Origin of the sequence: Ramlibacter tataouinensis, assembly GCF_027941915.1 — a bacterium.
Taxonomy (GTDB): Bacteria; Pseudomonadota; Gammaproteobacteria; order Burkholderiales; family Burkholderiaceae_C; genus Ramlibacter; species Ramlibacter tataouinensis_C.
Genome location: NZ_CP116009.1, coordinates 2561889 through 2577970, shown reverse-complemented (window position 1 = coordinate 2577970; position 16082 = coordinate 2561889). Strand labels below are relative to the sequence as shown.

At 70.1% G+C, this 16082-nt stretch carries 20 protein-coding genes; 9 read left to right on the top strand and 11 right to left on the bottom strand.

Annotation, left to right across the window (positions count from 1 at the left end; all coding sequences use genetic code 11):
- From PE066_RS12120 to PE066_RS12080, 9 genes are read left to right on the top strand one after another with little or no spacing between them, the layout of a single operon-like run.
- On the top strand, nt 1-372 hold the full coding sequence (locus PE066_RS12120) for a response regulator (RefSeq protein WP_271232797.1): 372 nt from the start codon (nt 1-3) through the stop codon (nt 370-372).
- Nucleotides 369-698, top strand: a complete 330-nt coding sequence (locus PE066_RS12115; protein WP_271232796.1) for an STAS domain-containing protein — start codon at nt 369-371, stop codon at nt 696-698. Before PE066_RS12120 ends, PE066_RS12115 begins: the two co-directional genes overlap by 4 nt.
- A complete protein-coding gene (locus PE066_RS12110) occupies nt 695-2869 on the top strand; it encodes a chemotaxis protein CheA (protein ID WP_271232795.1) in 2175 nt (724 codons plus the stop codon). Before PE066_RS12115 ends, PE066_RS12110 begins: the two co-directional genes overlap by 4 nt.
- A 13-nt stretch (nt 2870-2882) precedes the next feature.
- The gene (locus PE066_RS12105; protein WP_271232794.1) at nt 2883-4517 is read left to right on the top strand and encodes a methyl-accepting chemotaxis protein; all 1635 of its coding nucleotides are present in this window, start codon (nt 2883-2885) and stop codon (nt 4515-4517) included.
- A gap of 10 nt (nt 4518-4527) precedes the next feature.
- The gene (locus PE066_RS12100) at nt 4528-5085 is read left to right on the top strand and encodes a chemotaxis protein CheW (RefSeq protein WP_271232793.1); all 558 of its coding nucleotides are present in this window, start codon (nt 4528-4530) and stop codon (nt 5083-5085) included.
- Nucleotides 5082-7055, top strand: a complete 1974-nt coding sequence (locus PE066_RS12095; protein ID WP_271232792.1) for a methyl-accepting chemotaxis protein — start codon at nt 5082-5084, stop codon at nt 7053-7055. The genes PE066_RS12100 and PE066_RS12095 overlap by 4 nt, the downstream gene beginning before the upstream one ends.
- Entirely contained in the window at nt 7052-7879 is an 828-nt protein-coding gene (locus PE066_RS12090) for a CheR family methyltransferase (protein WP_271232791.1), read from the top strand. The genes PE066_RS12095 and PE066_RS12090 overlap by 4 nt, the downstream gene beginning before the upstream one ends.
- Nucleotides 7880-7883: 4 nt before the next feature.
- Nucleotides 7884-8429, top strand: coding sequence for a chemotaxis protein CheD (locus tag PE066_RS12085; protein WP_271232790.1), 546 nt, complete (start codon nt 7884-7886; stop codon nt 8427-8429).
- A complete protein-coding gene (locus tag PE066_RS12080; RefSeq protein WP_271232789.1) occupies nt 8408-9481 on the top strand; it encodes a protein-glutamate methylesterase/protein-glutamine glutaminase in 1074 nt (357 codons plus the stop codon). Before PE066_RS12085 ends, PE066_RS12080 begins: the two co-directional genes overlap by 22 nt.
- Here PE066_RS12080 and PE066_RS12075 read toward each other — a convergent pair.
- The 11 genes from PE066_RS12075 to rpmD form a co-directional block, all read right to left on the bottom strand.
- Nucleotides 9448-10236 carry a Crp/Fnr family transcriptional regulator gene (locus tag PE066_RS12075; protein WP_271232788.1) on the bottom strand — a complete coding sequence of 263 codons (789 nt, stop codon included), beginning with the start codon at nt 10234-10236 and terminating at the stop codon, nt 9448-9450. The genes PE066_RS12080 and PE066_RS12075 overlap by 34 nt on opposite strands.
- 293 nt (nt 10237-10529) lie before the next feature.
- Nucleotides 10530-10922 carry a 50S ribosomal protein L17 gene (gene rplQ, locus PE066_RS12070; protein WP_271232787.1) on the bottom strand — a complete coding sequence of 131 codons (393 nt, stop codon included), beginning with the start codon at nt 10920-10922 and terminating at the stop codon, nt 10530-10532.
- Between the two features lie 118 nt (nt 10923-11040).
- Nucleotides 11041-12030: a DNA-directed RNA polymerase subunit alpha gene (locus PE066_RS12065; protein WP_271232786.1), complete on the bottom strand. Its 990-nt coding sequence runs from the start codon at nt 12028-12030 to the stop codon at nt 11041-11043.
- Between the two features lie 147 nt (nt 12031-12177).
- Nucleotides 12178-12801, bottom strand: coding sequence for a 30S ribosomal protein S4 (gene rpsD / locus PE066_RS12060; protein ID WP_271232785.1), 624 nt, complete (start codon nt 12799-12801; stop codon nt 12178-12180).
- 127 nt (nt 12802-12928) lie between these two features.
- Nucleotides 12929-13333: a 30S ribosomal protein S11 gene (gene rpsK, locus PE066_RS12055; protein WP_271232784.1), complete on the bottom strand. Its 405-nt coding sequence runs from the start codon at nt 13331-13333 to the stop codon at nt 12929-12931.
- A 19-nt stretch (nt 13334-13352) separates the two neighbouring features.
- Complete coding sequence (rpsM, locus tag PE066_RS12050) at nt 13353-13718, bottom strand: 30S ribosomal protein S13 (RefSeq protein WP_271232783.1); 366 nt, start codon at nt 13716-13718, stop codon at nt 13353-13355.
- 26 nt (nt 13719-13744) lie between these two features.
- Nucleotides 13745-13858, bottom strand: a complete 114-nt coding sequence (gene rpmJ / locus PE066_RS12045) for a 50S ribosomal protein L36 (protein ID WP_271232782.1) — start codon at nt 13856-13858, stop codon at nt 13745-13747.
- Nucleotides 13859-13888: 30 nt separating this feature from the next.
- Nucleotides 13889-14107: a translation initiation factor IF-1 gene (gene infA / locus PE066_RS12040; RefSeq protein ID WP_271232781.1), complete on the bottom strand. Its 219-nt coding sequence runs from the start codon at nt 14105-14107 to the stop codon at nt 13889-13891.
- Between the two features lie 9 nt (nt 14108-14116).
- Nucleotides 14117-15436: a preprotein translocase subunit SecY gene (gene secY, locus PE066_RS12035; protein ID WP_271232780.1), complete on the bottom strand. Its 1320-nt coding sequence runs from the start codon at nt 15434-15436 to the stop codon at nt 14117-14119.
- A gap of 17 nt (nt 15437-15453) precedes the next feature.
- The gene (gene rplO / locus PE066_RS12030; protein WP_271232779.1) at nt 15454-15894 is read right to left on the bottom strand and encodes a 50S ribosomal protein L15; all 441 of its coding nucleotides are present in this window, start codon (nt 15892-15894) and stop codon (nt 15454-15456) included.
- A gap of 2 nt (nt 15895-15896) precedes the next feature.
- Nucleotides 15897-16082 (bottom strand): 50S ribosomal protein L30, encoded by a 186-nt coding sequence (rpmD, locus tag PE066_RS12025; protein ID WP_271232778.1) that lies wholly within the window; start codon nt 16080-16082, stop codon nt 15897-15899.

Genomic DNA, 16082 nt, shown 5'->3' with positions numbered 1-16082 from the left:
GTGAACCGCAAGTCCATCCTGGTCGTCGACGACTCGCCTTCGCTGCGCGAAGTGGTCGGCATCACCCTGCGCGGCGCCGGGTACGACGTGATCGAGGCGGCCGACGGCCGGCAGGCGCTGCAGCGCCTGGACGGCCGCCGCATCCACCTGGTGGTGTGCGACGTCAACATGCCGGTGATGGACGGCATCAGCTTCGTGCGCGAGGCGCGCAAGCTGCCGCGCTATGCCTTCGTGCCGATCATCATGCTCACCACCGAGTGGCGCGAGGAAAGCAAGCTCGAAGGCCAGATGGCCGGCGCCCGCGCCTGGATGGTCAAGCCGTTCCGGCCCGAGCAGATGCTGCAGGCGGTGGCCCGGCTGGTGCTGCCATGACGGCCGGCGCGCTGCACCCGGCGGGCCGTGACGCCGACGATCCGCTGCGACTGGCCTGGCAGGGCCCGGCGACGATCTACGAGGCGCCCGAGCTGCGCCGGCAACTGCTGGCGGCCCTGCAATCGGGGCGCGACTTCGAGCTGGACCTGCGCGCGGTGGAGGAGATCGACACCGCCGGCATCCAGCTGCTGGCGGCGGCGCAACGCGAGGCGCTGGACGCCGGCCGCCGCTGCGCCCTGGTGGCGGCCAGCCCGGCGGTGCGCCAGGCGCTGGCGCTGTACCGGCTCGACGCGCTGCAGCCCACCACGACGGACGGATCCGCATGAACCGGCCGAACCCCGGCGCCGACGCCGTCCCGCAGACCTTCCTTGCCGAATCGCGCGAACTGCTGCGCGAGATGGAGGCGGCGCTGCTTGCGCTGGAGCGGTCGCCGGGCGACGCCGAGGCGATCCACGCGCTGTTCCGCGCCGTCCACACGCTCAAGGGATCGGGCGGCATGTTCGGCCTTGATCCGATCGTCACCTTCACCCACGTGCTGGAAGGCGTGCTGGTCGAGGTGCGCCGCGGCGAGCTGGCCATCGGCGACGCGCTGGTCGAGCTGCTGCTGGCCTGCAGCGACCATGTCGCGGCGATGGTCAATTGCCTCGACGACGAGGACCGGGCCGAACGGCTGGAGGCGATCGCCGCCGACAGCCCCGGCCTGCTGGCGCGGCTGGCGGGCTTCAGCGCGGCCGGCGGGCCCGCGCCGGGCTCGCCCGACGCCGGCGCGCCGGGCGAGCGCGCCCGCTGGCATGTGTCGGTGCGCTTTGCCGCCGATGTCCTGCGCCACGGGATGGACCCGTTGTCGTTCCTGCGCTACCTGGGAACGCTGGGCGAGGTGGCCGGCGTCGCCACGCTGCTGGATGCGCTGCCGGCGCTCGCCGACCTGGACCCGCAGGCCTGTTACCTGGGCCTGGAGATCCAGCTCGACACCGCGGCCGGCCGCCGCGCGCTGGAGGAAGCCTTCGAGTACGTGCGCGAGGGCAGCACGCTGCACATCCTCGGACCCGATCCGGTGCTGCAGGACTATGCGGACCTCGCCGGCCGGCTGCCGGAAGGCGCGGACCGGGCGCTGGCCTGCCTGGCCGCTTGCGGCGCGGCCAGCCCGGCGCATCTGCGCAGCGCCTTGCAGCAGCAAAGCAGCGCGCACCCGGCGCCGGCTACCCGGCCGGCCGGCGGACTGGCCGCCGATGCACCGAAGCCCCGCAGCGGCGCGGATCGGCCCGAACGCCAGGCGCCGCAGCGCAGCGCCGGGCGGCAGTACGTGCGGGTCGATGCCGTCAAGCTCGACGAGCTGATCGAACTGGTCGGCGAACTGCTGATCTCCAGCGCCGGCGTGTCGCTGGGCGCGCGCCGCTCGGGCGAGGCCGACCTGCGCGAAGCGGCGGGGCAGCTGGGGCGGCTGGTGGAAGAGGTGCGCGACCGCTCGCTGGCGCTGCGCATGGTGCCGATCGGCGAGACCTTCAGCCGCTTCCAGCGTGTGGTGCACGACCTCGGCCGCTCGCTCGGCAAGGACGTCGAACTGGCGATCGGCGGGGCCGACACCGAGCTGGACAAGTCCATGGTCGAGAAACTCGGCGACCCGCTGCTGCACCTGGTGCGCAATGCGCTGGACCACGGCATCGAGCCGGCGCCGCGGCGCCTGGCGGCCGGCAAGCCGGCGCGCGGGCGCATCCGGCTGGACGCCTGGCACGAGAGCGGCCACATCGTGATCGAAGTGGCGGACGACGGCGCCGGGCTGGACACGCACAAGATCCTGCAGCGCGCCCGCGAAGCCGGGCTGGTCGACGCCGCCCAGGCCCTGAGCGAGCGCGAGATCCAGCAGCTGGTGATGGAGCCGGGCTTTTCCACCGCCGACGAGGTGACCAGCGTGTCCGGCCGCGGCGTCGGCATGGACGTGGTCAAGCGCAACATCGAGGCGCTGCGCGGCACGGTGGCCATCGACAGCATCCCGGGCGCCGGCACGCGGGTCGCGCTGCGCCTGCCGCTGACGCTGGCGATCATCGAGGGCTTCCTGGTCGGCGTGGGCCGCGGCGCCTACGTGATCCCGCTGGAAATGGTGCTCGAGTGCCTGGAGCTGCCGGCCGCCGAGCGGCAGGAGGTCTGCGCCCGCGGCTACCTCAACCTGCGCGGCGAGGTGCTGCCGCTGCTGCGGCTGCGCGACGTGTTCGGCGCCGGCGGCCCGCCCGGGCGGCGCGAGAACATCGTGGTCGTGCAGCACGGCCAGCGGCGTGCGGGCCTCATGGTCGATGCGCTGCTGGGCGAATCGCAGACCGTCATCAAGCCGCTGGGCAAGCTGTTCGAGCGGCTGGCCGGCATCAGCGGCTCGACCATCCTGGGCTCGGGCGAAGTGGCCCTGATCCTGGACATCCAGGCGCTGGTGGAGCAGGCGATCGGCGCCGAGGCCGCCTGCACCGGCTCGCGCGCCGTGCGCATCGAAGACAGGCAGATCCCATGAGGAGAGAGCAGGCATGTTGAAGAACGTGAGGGTCGGATTGCGCATGGGGCTGGGCTTCGGCTTCCTGCTGGTGCTGCTGCTGCTGGTGGCCTGGATCGGGGTCAGCCGCATGGCCATGATCCAGGGGTACCTGGAGGACACCACGCAGGACGTCTATGCCAAGGTGACGCATTCGATCGGGATGGAGCGTGCCCTGCAGGACCAGTCGATCGAGCTGCGCAAGGCGGCGCTGGCGGCTTTCGCGGGCCAGGACTGGCAGCCGGCGCTGACGCGCTTTCGCGAGCAGCAGGGCGCCTACGACCAGGCCGGCGAGAAGTACGCCGCGCTGGTCCACCTGGACAGCGAGCGCCAGCAGCTGGCCCGGGTGCGCGAGCTGGAGAAGGAGCTGTTTCCGCGGCGGCTGCAGGTCTTCGAGCTGCTGCGCTCCGGGCAGGTGGCCGAAGCCAATGCCTACATGCTCAGCACGACGCAGCCGGTGCAGGTCAAGCTGGTGGCGGCGCTCGAGGATGCCGTGGAGTTCCAGCAGGAGGTCATGGCCCGCAACAGCAAGGAGGCCGAGACGGCCTACTCCGGGGCGCGCAACCTGATGTTCGTGCTCACCGGCGCGGCCCTCGCCCTCGGCGTGCTGGCCGCCTGGCTGCTGACGGTCAGCATCACCTCGCGGCTGGCCGTCGCCGTCGATGTGGCCAACCGCATGGCCGAGGGCGACATGACGGTGCGCATCCCGCCCACTTCGCGCGACGAGCTGGGCCAGATGCTGGAGGCCATGGGCCACATGACCACTCGCCTGTCGCGCGTGGTGGCGGACGTGCGCTCGGGCGCGCAGGCGCTGTCGTCGGCGTCCGAGGAGGTCAGCGCCACCGCGCAGTCGATGAGCCAGGGGGCGAGCGAGCAGGCGGCCAGCGTGGAGGAGACCTCCGCCTCGGTCGAGCAGATGACCGCCTCGATCACCCAGAACGGCGAGAACGCCCGCGTCACCGACGGCATGGCCGGCGAGTCGGCCCGCCAGGCCGCCGAGGGCGGCGCCGCCATGGAGCAGACCGTCGCGGCCATGAAGGACATCGCCCGCAAGATCGGCATCATCGACGACATCGCCTACCAGACCAACCTGCTGGCGCTGAACGCCGCCATCGAGGCGGCCCGCGCCGGCGAGCACGGCAAGGGCTTCGCGGTGGTCGCCGGCGAGGTGCGCAAGCTGGCCGAGCGCAGCCAGGTCGCCGCCGCCGAGATCGGCGAGATGGCCGGCACCTCGGTGGCGGTGGCCGAGCGCGCCGGCCGCCTGCTCGGCGAGATCGTGCCCTCGATCCAGAAGACCAGCGAGCTGGTCCAGGAGATCGCCGCCGCCTCGCAGGAGCAGTCCACCAGCGTCGGCCAGATCAACCTGTCGATGGGGCAGCTGAGCCAGATCACCCAGCAGAACGCCTCGGCCGCCGAACAGCTGGCCGCCACCTCCGAGGAAATGAGCGGCCAGGCCCAGGCCCTGCAGCAGCTGATCGGATTCTTCCGCGTCGAGGACGGCGGCCCGGCACCGGCCCCCCGCTCGGCGGACCACCCGGCACCGGCGCGGCCGGCCCAGGCCCTGCCGCCGGCGCGCCCGCAAGCGCCGGCCGGCGCACAGCCGGCCCCGGACGGCTTCACCCGGTTCTGAGGCAGCGGCCATGGACGCAGTCGCATCCCCCCGCACGCCGGCGCCGGCCGGCGCCGCTCAGCAGCGGCGGCAGTACCTCACCTTCCAGGTGAACGGCGAGATGTTCGCGATGGGCATCGCCGCCATCAAGGAAATCATCGAGTACCGCGCGCCGACCGACGTGCCGCTGATGCCGGCGTTCATGCGCGGCGTGATCAACCTGCGCGGCCGCGTGGTGCCGGTGATCGACCTGTCGGTGCGCTTCGGACGCGAACCGACGGTGCCCACGCGGCGCACCTGCGTGGTGATCCTGGAGCTGCCGCACGAAGGCAGCACGCAGGACATCGGCGTGCTGGTCGACGCCGTCAGCGCCGTGCTGGAGATCGCCGACGCCGACATCGAGCCGCCGCCGAGCTTCGGCGCCCGGCTGCGGTCCGATTTCATCAGCGGCATGGGCAAGGTCGGCGAGCGCTTCGCGATCATCCTGGCGATCGCGCACGCGCTGTCGATCGAGGAACTGGCCAGCCTGGACGCGCTGTCCGGCGCGCAACAACTGCCGCCCCCGGGCGGCACCGGGGAATCCGAATGAAGGTGATCGACGGCCTGAAGGTCTGGCAGAAGTTCGTGCTGATGGGCGCGCTGGGCGCGGTGCTGATGGGACTGCCCGCGTGGCTGTACGTGGCCGAGGCGGACAAGGCGATCGGCGCGGCGCAGTCCGAGCAGCGCGGGCTGCGGCCCGCCAAGCAGGCGCTGGAACTGCTGCGCTTCGTGCAGCAGCACCGCGGGCTGAATGCGCTCGCGCTCGAGAACGGCGAGGGCGCGCAGGCCGCTCGCCAGGCCAAGGGCGCCGAGGTGCTGCGCGCGGCGCAGGCGTTCGGCGATTCGGTGGCCGGCGTCGGCGGCGCGCTCGGCGCCGAATGGCAGCAGGTGCGGCGCGAGCTGGAGCAGCTGGCGCGCGCCGCCGATGCCGGCGCCATGAACGCCAACGAGAGCTTCCAGAAGCACACGGCCCTGATCGTGCGGCTGATGGACGTGCTCGCGCTCAGCGCCGACCACTTTTCGCTGACGCTGGACCCGCAGCCGGACGGCCACTTCCTGGTGGTCAGCCTGCTGTCGGAGGGTCCGGCCCTCACCGAGGTGCTGGGCCAGGCGCGCGCGCGCGGCGCCGCCATCCTGGCCCGGGGCGAGGTGACGGTGCGCGACCGCGAGGGGCTGGGGGCGCTGCTGGAGCGCATCCGCCAGCTGCAGCGCGGGCTGACGATCTCGCTGGGCAAGAGTTTCGCGGCCGATGCCGCCACCCGCGATGCACTCGCCGGCCCGGCCGACGCGGCGGCCACCGCGGTGCGGCAGGCGCTCGAACTGACCGACCAGCGGGTGCTGCAGGGCGGCAGTTCGGTCGACTACCCCGCTGCGGCGTATTTCAAGACCTACACCGACGTCATCGATGCCCAGTTCAAGCTGATCGATGCCGCGTCGCGCCAGCTCGAGCGCATCGTCGAAGGGCGGGTCGATCGGCTGCGCCGCGCCCAGCTGATGCTGCTGGGCCTGCTGGCGGCGGTGACGCTGCTGGCGGTGGTGCTGGGCACGGCGATCGCGCGCGGCCTGCTGCGCCAGCTCGGCGGCGAGCCGGCCTATGCGGCCGAGGTCGCCAACCGCATCGCCGCCGGCGACCTGACGGTGAACGTCGCGCTGCACAAGGCCGACCGCGGCAGCCTGCTGGCGTCCATGTACCACATGGTCGACCGGCTGGCGCGGGTGGTCGGCGAGGTGCGCGCCGGCGCCCATGCCCTGGCCTCGGCGTCGGAGGAGATGAGCGGCACCGCGCAGTCGATGAGCCAGGGGGCGAGCGAGCAGGCGGCCAGCGTGGAGGAGACCTCCGCCTCGGTCGAGCAGATGACCGCCTCGATCACCCAGAACGGCGAGAACGCCCACGTCACCGACGGCATGGCCGGCGAGTCGGCCCGCCAGGCCGCCGAGGGCGGCGCCGCCATGGAGCAGACCGTCGCGGCCATGAAGGACATCGCCCGCAAGATCGGCATCATCGACGACATCGCCTACCAGACCAACCTGCTGGCGCTGAACGCCGCCATCGAGGCGGCCCGCGCCGGCGAGCACGGCAAGGGCTTCGCGGTGGTCGCCGGCGAGGTGCGCAAGCTGGCCGAGCGCAGCCAGGTCGCCGCCGCCGAGATCGGCGAGATGGCCGGCACCTCGGTGGCGGTGGCCGAGCGCGCCGGCCGCCTGCTCGGCGAGATCGTGCCCTCGATCCAGAAGACCAGCGAGCTGGTCCAGGAGATCGCCGCCGCCTCGCAGGAGCAGTCCACCAGCGTCGGCCAGATCAACCTGTCGATGGGGCAGCTGAGCCAGATCACCCAGCAGAACGCCTCGGCCGCCGAACAGCTGGCCGCCACCTCCGAGGAAATGAGCGGCCAGGCCCAGGCCCTGCAGCAGCTGATCGGATTCTTCCGCGTCGAGGAGCGCACGGCGCCCCCGCCGGTCCCGCAAGCGCCGCCAGCGGCACGGACCGAAGACCGTCCGCTGCGGCTGGCAGGCGTCCGGTGAGCCCTGCGCCGCCACCGCCGCTGGCCCAGGCGATCGGCGAACAGGAGTTCCGCGCGTTCAGCACCTGGCTGCATCGCGAGGCCGGCATCCACCTGGGCGAGCAGAAGAAGGCACTGGTGGCCGGGCGGCTGGCCTCGCGGCTGCGGCACCACGGGCTGCAGCGCTTCGGCGAGTACTACGAGCTGCTGCACAGCCCGCGCCACGCGCCCGAACGGCAGATCGCGCTGGATCTGCTGACCACCAACGAGACCTCGTTCTTCCGCGAGCCGCGCCACTTCGACTTCCTGCGCGAGCGGATCGTGCCGGCCCATGCCGGCGGCAAGCCGCTGCGGGTGTGGAGCGCCGCCTGCTCCAGCGGCGAGGAGCCGTACAGCATCGCCCTGGTCCTGTGCAGCACGCTCGGCGACCGGCCCTGGGAGGTGCTCGCCTCGGACCTCAGCTCGCGCGTGCTGGAGCGCGCCCGCCAGGCCCGCTACCCGATGGCGCGGGCCGGCCAGATCCCGACCGCGCTGCTGCACGCCCATTGCCTGAAGGGCACCGGGCGGCACGAGGGCCAGTTCGCCGTCGCGCCCGAGGCGGCGTCCCGCGTGCGCTTCCAGCAGGTCAACCTGAACGGTCCGCTGCCGGCCCTGGGCGAGTTCGAGCTGATCCTGCTGCGCAACGTCATGATCTATTTCGACGCATCCACCAAGCAGGCCGTGCTGGACCGGGTGCTCGCCTGCCTGCGGCCGGGCGGCCACCTGCTGATCGGCCATTCCGAGAGCCTGGCCGGCCTGCGCACCGGCCTGCGGCCGGTGGCCCCGGCGATCTATCTGAAGCCTTGAAACGATGGCTGTCCTGCCCGCGCCGCCGGACGTGCTGGAGGTCTTCCTGCAGCCCGGCGAGCTCTGGTTCGGCGACGAGAAGACACGCATCCGCACGGTGCTCGGCTCCTGCGTCGCCATCGTGCTGTGGCATCCGCAGCGGCGCATCGGCGGCATGTGCCACTTCATGCTGCCGTCGCGGCCGCGGGCCCGCGCCGGCGATGAGCCGCTGGACGGGCGCTACGGCGACGAGGCGATGGAACTGCTGCTGCGGGAGCTGCGGCGCACCGGTACCGGCCCGGCGGACTACCAGGCCAAGCTGTTCGGCGGCGGCTGCATGTTCGGGCCGCGCGAGGGCGCGGCCGCCATCGACGTCTCGCGCCGGAACATGGAAGCCGGCCGGACGTTGCTGGAGCGGGCGGGTTTCCGGCTGCTGTCCCACGATCTCGGGGGCGAGGGCCACCGCAACGTGATCTTCGATGTGTGGAGCGGGGACGTGTGGCTGCGCCGGGCGCAGTCGGCGCCGGCGGTTGCGGCACCAGGCAGGCCATGGGAAAGACCGGCGTCCTGATCGTCGACGACTCCGCGGTCGCGCGCCAGGCGCTGACGGAGATCCTGTCGCAAGACGGCGGCCTGCATGTGCAGGCCGCCGTGGCCGACCCGCTGTTCGCGATGCAGCGCATGCGCAGCCATTGGCCGGACGTGATCGTGCTGGACATCGAGATGCCGCGCATGGACGGCCTCACCTTCCTGCGCCGGCTCATGGCGCAGCGCCCGACGCCGGTGGTGGTCTGCTCCAGCCTCACCGGACATGGCGCCGCGATGACGGTGCAGGCGCTGGCCGCCGGTGCCGTCTCGGTCGTCGCCAAGCCAAGGGCCGCGCTGCGGGGGAACCTGCACGAATCGGCGGCCGAGCTGGTGCAGGCGGTGCGCGCCGCCGCGCTGGTGAACGTGCGCAACCTGGCCGCGGTCGGCTCGCCCCCGGTGCCGAGTCCGGCCGCCACTGAACCCGGCGCCGGCGGACGGCGCGATGGCGCCGCGCGGGTGATCGCGCTGGGCGCGTCCACCGGCGGCACCCAGGCGCTGGAGGCCGTGCTCAAGGCGCTGCCGGCCGCGGTGCCGGGGATGGTGGTGGTGCAGCACATGCCGGAGAAGTTCACCGCCGCCTTCGCCGAGCGGCTTGATGCGCTGTGCCGGCTGGAGGTGCGCGAGGCCCGCGACGGCGACGCGGTCCTGCCCGGCCGGGTGCTGATCGCGCCCGGCGGCCGGCACATGAGCCTGCGGCGCGGCGGCAGCGGCTATGGCGTGGAGGTGCGGCGCGGCCCGTCAGTGCACCACCATTGCCCGTCGGTCGATGTCCTGTTCCGCTCGGTGGCGGGCGCCGCCGGCCCGGGTGCGCTGGGCATCATCATGACCGGCATGGGCGCCGATGGCGCGCTCGGCCTGCTGGAGCTGCGGCGCGCCGGCGCGCGGACCGTGGCGCAGGACGAGGCCAGCAGCGTGGTGTTCGGCATGAACCGCGAAGCGATCCGCGCCGGCGCGGTCGAGCGGGTACTGCCGCTGGCGGCGATCGCGCCGGAAATCGTGCGCTACGCCGAGGCGTCGCCGGCGGGCTCGAGGTAGTTCGGGCTCCGGCCGGGGCCGGCCGCGTTGCTGTTGATCAGGTTCAGCACCCGGTTGCGCATCACCTCGCACAGGCGACGCTCCAGCCGGCGGATGATGCCCTGGCGTTCCAGCGTCCCGAGCGCGCGCGCGATGGTCTCCCGGGTGGTGCCCAGCAGGGCCGCCAGCGCCGAGTGGGTCGGCAGCTCGACGATGGCGCTGCGCTGGGCCTGCGAAAGCAGCAGCACGGAATAGGCGAGCTGGTTGGTGATGCCGTTCATGCGCATGCACTCCGACCAGGCGGCAATCGCGCCGCAGCCGCGCGCCATGCTGGCCGCGATCTGCTCGGACAAAACCGCGCTTTCCCGGGCCCGGGCCTGCAGCGCCGGCACCGCGATCACGCAGGCGCGGCCGGCGGTGGCGGCGATGCCGGTCACCTGGTTGGGCTGGCCGAAGAAGGCGAACATGCCGAAGGCGGCGCCGCGGCCTGCGATGCCGATCGGCCGCGACGCCCCGTCGAGCCCGCAGCGGTAGCCGAAGACGCTGCCGACCTTGATCACCTTGACCTGCGACGAGTGCTGCCCTTCCTCCAGCAGCACGTCGCCCTTGCGGAATTTCAGTTCATGGATGGCCGGCTGCAGGGCGCGCAGCATGATGCTGCTCTGGTTGGCCAGGATGCAGGCAGGGCGGGTCGCGCACAGTTCGCAGCTGTTGCCGCTGCGTACGGCGCCGTCGGGCTGCGGGGGAATGTCGATCGCGGATTCAACTGCCAGCATGGGAGGGAGTTGCAGAACTCGGTGGGGCCGCCGATGGGAGGGCCGGCGCCCCGTCCGGGCCGAGCCGGAAGGTAACCGGATGTGTGTTGCATGTCGAATTGTCTGATGCAGCGGCACCCCGGTCTTTACGCCGTCTCAAGAAGTGATGCTTTCGACACCGGCGTGCAGCAGCGGCAGCCAGATCGCCTGGTAGCCACTGCGGGTCCCCCCGGAAAACGGTTCGACGCCCCCGAAAACGACAACGCCCACGACTTGCGTCGTGGGCGTTGGCATCCTGGATGCAGAAGGGTCGATCAGCTCGCGGGCGTCTCGCCGCCCTCGGCGGGCTCGGGGCGGTCCACCAGCTCGACCAGCGCCATCGGCGCGTTGTCGCCGACGCGGAAGCCCATCTTCAGGATGCGCGTGTAGCCGCCCGGGCGGGCCTGGTAGCGCGGGCCCAGCTCGCCGAACAGCTTGGCGACGCTTTCGCGGTCGCGCAGGCGGTCGAAGGCCAGGCGCTTGTTGGCCAGCGTGTCCTGCTTGCTGAGGGTGATCATCGGCTCGATGACGCGGCGCAGCTCCTTCGCCTTGGGCACGGTGGTCTTGATCACCTCGTGCTCGATCAGCGAGTTCATCATGTTGCGCAGCATCGCGAGGCGGTGCTCGCTGGTGCGGTTGAGTTTGCGGAGGCCGTGGCCGTGGCGCATGGTGCTTTCCTTTCCGTTCTAGTTCGCCCAGCCGTACCAGGTACTGGGCGGTTCATCATCGGAAAACGGGGCCGCGAGCAGCCTTGTCTTCCGTATTGGCGGAGCGCTATCGGAGCGCTTACCGCTTGTCGAGGCCGGCCGGCGGCCAGGACTCGAGCTTCATGCCAAGCGTCAGGCCGCGCGAGGCAAGCACTTCCTTGATCTCGTTGAGCGACTTGCGGCCCAGGTTGGGCGTCTTGAGCAGCTCGTTCTCGGTGCGCTGGATCAGGTCGCCGATGTAGTAGATATTCTCGGCCTTCAGGCAGTTGGCCGAGCGCACCGTCAGCTCCAGCTCGTCGACCGGACGCAGCAGGATCGGGTCGAACTGCTGGCTGCTGCGCTGCACCGGCTGGTCGAAGGCGGCCAGTTCGCTGCCTTCCAGCTGGGCGAACACCGCCAGCTGCTCGACCAGGATCTTGGCCGAGGCGCGCACGGCGTCTTCGGCGGTGATGGCGCCGTTGGTCTCGATCTCCACCACCAGCTTGTCGAGGTCGGTGCGCTGCTCGACGCGGGCGCTCTCGACCGTGTAGCTGACGCGCTTGACCGGCGAGAACGACGCGTCCAGCACGATGCGGCCGATCGACTTGGTCGGCTCGTCGGCGTAGCGGCGCATGGTGCCCGGCACGTAGCCGCGGCCCTTCTCGACCTTGATCTGCATGTCGATCTTGCCGCCTTGCGACAGGTGGGCGATGACATGCTCGGGGTTGATGATCTCGACGTCGTGCGGGGTCTGGATGTCGGCCGCGGTGACGACGCCTTCGCCGTCCTTGCGCAGCGACAGGGTGACCTCGTCGCGGTTGTGCAGCTTGAAGACCACGCCCTTGAGGTTCAGCAGGATGCTGACAACGTCTTCCTGGACGCCGTCGATCGACGAGTACTCGTGAAGCACACCGGCGATGGTGACTTCGGTTGCCGCATACCCGACCATCGAGGACAGCAGCACCCGGCGCAGGGCGTTGCCCAGCGTGTGGCCGTAGCCGCGCTCGAACGGCTCCAGCGTCACCTTGGCCCGGTTGGTGCCAAGCTGTTCCACGTTGATGGCTTTGGGTTTCAGCAGGTTGGTTTGCATGCAGGACTTCCTCTCAATACCCCCGGCTCGTTACACCGGTAAGGCTGGTGAAGCCCCAAGTTGCGGTGTTCCGCAACGAGGGAACGAAAACTTCTACAAGGACGAGGCTGCATGGGCAGCCTCGCTTCCTTTTCGGGTGCCTCGCGATTAACGCGAGTACAGCTCAACGATCAGCGACTCGTTGATGTCGGCGCCGAACTCGTCGCGATCCGGCACCTTCTTGAAGGTGCCTTCGGCCTTGTCGGCATTCACTTCCACCCACGCCGGGATGCCCACCTGCTGGGCCAGCTGCAGGGCTTCGACCACGCGGTTCTGCTTCTTGGACTTCTCGCGCACGGCGATCACGTCGCCGGTCTTGACCATGTACGAGGCGATGTTCACCGGCTGGCCGTTGACCGTGATGGCCTTGTGGCTCACCAGCTGGCGCGCCTCGGCGCGGGTCGAACCGAAGCCCATGCGGTACACGACGTTGTCCAGGCGCGATTCCAGGAGGAACAGCAGGTTGGCACCGGTGTTGCCCCGGCGGCGGTCGGCTTCCTCGAAGTAGCGGCGGAACTGCTTTTCCAGCACGCCGTACATGCGCTTGACCTTCTGCTTCTCGCGCAGCTGCAGGCCGAAGTCGCTGGTGCGCTGGCCCGAGGTGCGGCCGTGCTGGCCGGGCTTGGAGTCGAACTTGGCCTTGTCGCTGATCGAGCGGCGGGCGCTCTTGAGGAACAGGTCCGTGCCTTCGCGGCGGGAGAGTTTGGCCTTCGGGCCGAGATAACGTGCCACTTGTCTTTCCTTTGTTCATCTGCCGCGGCCGTCTGCCGCGGGAGCCGTCAGCGGGGACCGACGGCGGTGGGCTTTGAAACTAACTGGAAACACGGTCCGCCTTCGGCCGACCGTGTCCTTCAGGCGCTTAGATTCGGCGGCGCTTCTGCGGGCGGCAGCCGTTGTGCGGCACCGGGGTCACGTCGGAGATCGACGTGATACGGATGCCCAGCGCGCCCAGCGCGCGCACCGACGATTCGCGGCCCGGGCCGGGGCCCTTGATCTCGACTTCCAGGTTCTTGATGCCCTGCTCGATCGCGGCGCGGCCGGCCACCTCGGAGGCGACCTGCGCGGCGAACGGCGTCGACTTGCGCGAGCCCTTGAAGCCCTGGCCGCCGGAGGACGCCCAGGACAGCGCGTTGCCCTGGCGGTCGGTGATCGTGATGATCGTGTTGTTGAACGACGCGTGCACGTGCGCGATGCCGTCCGACACGTTCTTGCGGACCTTCTTGCGAACGCGCTGCGCTGCGGTGTTGGCGGGGGACTTGGCCATGTGAGATTACTTTCCCGGTTTATTTCTTGAGCGCCTGGGCGGCCTTGCGCGGACCCTTGCGGGTGCGGGCGTTGGTGCGCGTGCGCTGGCCGCGCATCGGCAGGCCGCGGCGATGGCGGAAGCCACGGTAGCAGCCGATGTCCATCAGGCGCTTGATGTTCATCGTGGTCTCGCGGCGCAGGTCGCCTTCGATCGTGAACTGGCCGATGGCCTCGCGGACCTTCTCGAGTTCGGCGTCGGACAGGTCCTTGACCTTCTTCGAATAGGCAATGCCGCAGGCCTCGCAGATCTTGCGGGCGCGGGTGCGGCCGATGCCGAAGATGGCCGTCAGGCCAATTTCGGCGTGCTGGTGCGGCGGGATATTGATGCCGGCGATACGTGCCATGTTCTGTACCTCTGGATGCCTGTTGCTCAGCCCTGGCGCTGCTTGTGCCGCGGATCGGTGCAGATCACCCGCACCACGCCCTTGCGGCGGATGATCTTGCAGTTGCGGCAGATCTTCTTGATGGAAGCCGAAACTCTCATTCTTTCTCTCCTAAATTCTCTTGGTCCGCCCTATTTGGCGCGGAAAACAATTCGTGCCCGCGACAAGTCGTAGGGCGTCAATTCAACCGTGACCTTGTCCCCCGGCAGGATGCGGATGTAGTGCATCCGCATCTTTCCCGAGATGTGACCCAGCACGACATGACCGTTCTCCAGCTTCACCCGGAAGGTGGCGTTGGGGAGGTTTTCCACCACCTCCCCGTGCATCTGGATCACGTCGTCCTTGGACACTCGCTCCTCTCAGCCGCCCAGTGAAGTCTTGAAGTTCGCCTTCTTCAGCAGCGACTCGTACTGCTGGCTCATCAGGTAATTCTGCACCTGGGCCATGAAGTCCATGGTGACCACCACGATGATCAGCAGCGAGGTGCCGCCGAAATAGAACGGCACGTTGTACTTCAGGATCAGGAATTCGGGCAGCAGGCAGACGACGGTGATGTACACCGCGCCGGCCAGCGTCAGCCGCAGCAGGATCTTGTCGATGTAGCGCGCGGTCTGGTCCCCCGGCCGGATGCCGGGCACGAAGGCGCCGCTCTTCTTCAGGTTGTCGGCGGTTTCGCGGCTGTTGAACACCAGCGCCGTGTAGAAGAAGCAGAAGAAGATGATGGCGCCCGCGTACAGCATCACGTAGATCGGCTGGCCCGGCGACAGCGTGGCGGCGATGTCGCGCAGCCAGCGCATCGAATCGCCGGTGGAGAACCAGCTCACCACCGTGGCCGGCAGCAGGATGATCGACGAGGCGAAGATCGGCGGGATCACGCCGGCCATGTTCAGCTTGAGCGGCAGGTGCGACGACTGGCCGCCGTACACCTTGTTGCCCACCTGCCGGCGCGCGTAGTTCACCAGGATCTTGCGCTGCCCGCGCTCGATGAAGACCACCACCCAGGTGACCAGCACGACCACGGCGACGATGAAGATCGCGATCAGGATGCTCATGGCGCCGGTGCGCACCAGCTCCAGCAGGCCCCCGATGGCGCTGGGCAGGCCGGCGGCGATGCCGGCGAAGATCAGGATCGAGATTCCGTTGCCCAGCCCGCGCTCGGTGATCTGCTCGCCCAGCCACATCAGGAACATGGTGCCGGCCGTCAGGCTGACCACCGCGGTCATGCGGAAGCCGAAGCCCGGGTCGATCACCAGCCCCGGCGACTGCTCCAGCGCCACCGCGATGCCCAGCGACTGGAACAGCGCCAGGCCGAGCGTGCCGTAGCGGGTGTACTGCGTGATCTTGCGGCGGCCGGCTTCGCCTTCCTTCTTCAGCTGCTCGAACTGCGGCATCACGTAGGTGAGCAGTTGCATGATGATCGACGCCGAGATGTAGGGCATGATGCCCAGCGCGAACACCGTGAACCGCGACAGCGCGCCGCCCGAGAACATGTTGAACAGGCTCAGGATGCCGCCCTGCTGGCCCTTGAACAGGGCCTGCAGCTGGCTGGGGTCGATGCCGGGCACCGGGATGTGCGCCCCGATGCGGTAGACCACCAGCGCGAGCAGCAGGAAAAACAGCCGCCGGCGCAGGTCGCCGAACTTGCCGGTCTTCGCCAGTTGGGCGGCGTTAGTGGCCACGCACTGCTTCCTTTGCCTTACTCGGCCGAGGCCACGCTGCCGCCGGCCGCCTCGATGGCAGCCTTGGCGCCGGCGGTTGCGGCGACGCCGGTCAGCTTGACCGCGAGCTTGATCTCGCCGGACTTGATCACCTTGACGTTGCGGATCAGCTCGCCGACCAGGCCGGCCTGCTTGAGAGTCAGCAGGTCAACCTCGGCCGCGCCCAGGCGCTCGAGCGCCGCCAGCGACACCTCGGCGTTGAAACGCTGCGTCTGCGACTTGAAGCCGCGCTTGGGCAGGCGACGCTGCAGCGGCATCTGGCCGCCTTCGAAGCCGACCTTGTGGTAGCCGCCCGAGCGGGACTTCTGGCCCTTGTGGCCGCGGCCCGCGGTCTTGCCCAGGCCGGAGCCGATGCCACGGCCGACGCGCCGGCGCGGCTTGCGCGCGCCTTCGGCGGACTTGATGGAGTTCAGTTCCATGTTCAGATCACCTTCACCAGGTAGCTGATCTTGTTGATCATGCCGCGCACGGCAGGCGTGTCCTGCAGCTCGGAGACCGAGTTGAGCTTGCGCAGGCCGAGCCCGCGCACGGTGGCGCGGTGCGATTCCTTGGTGCCGATGGGGCTGCGCACCAGCTGCACCTTGATCGTGTTCTGTTGGGTGGCCAT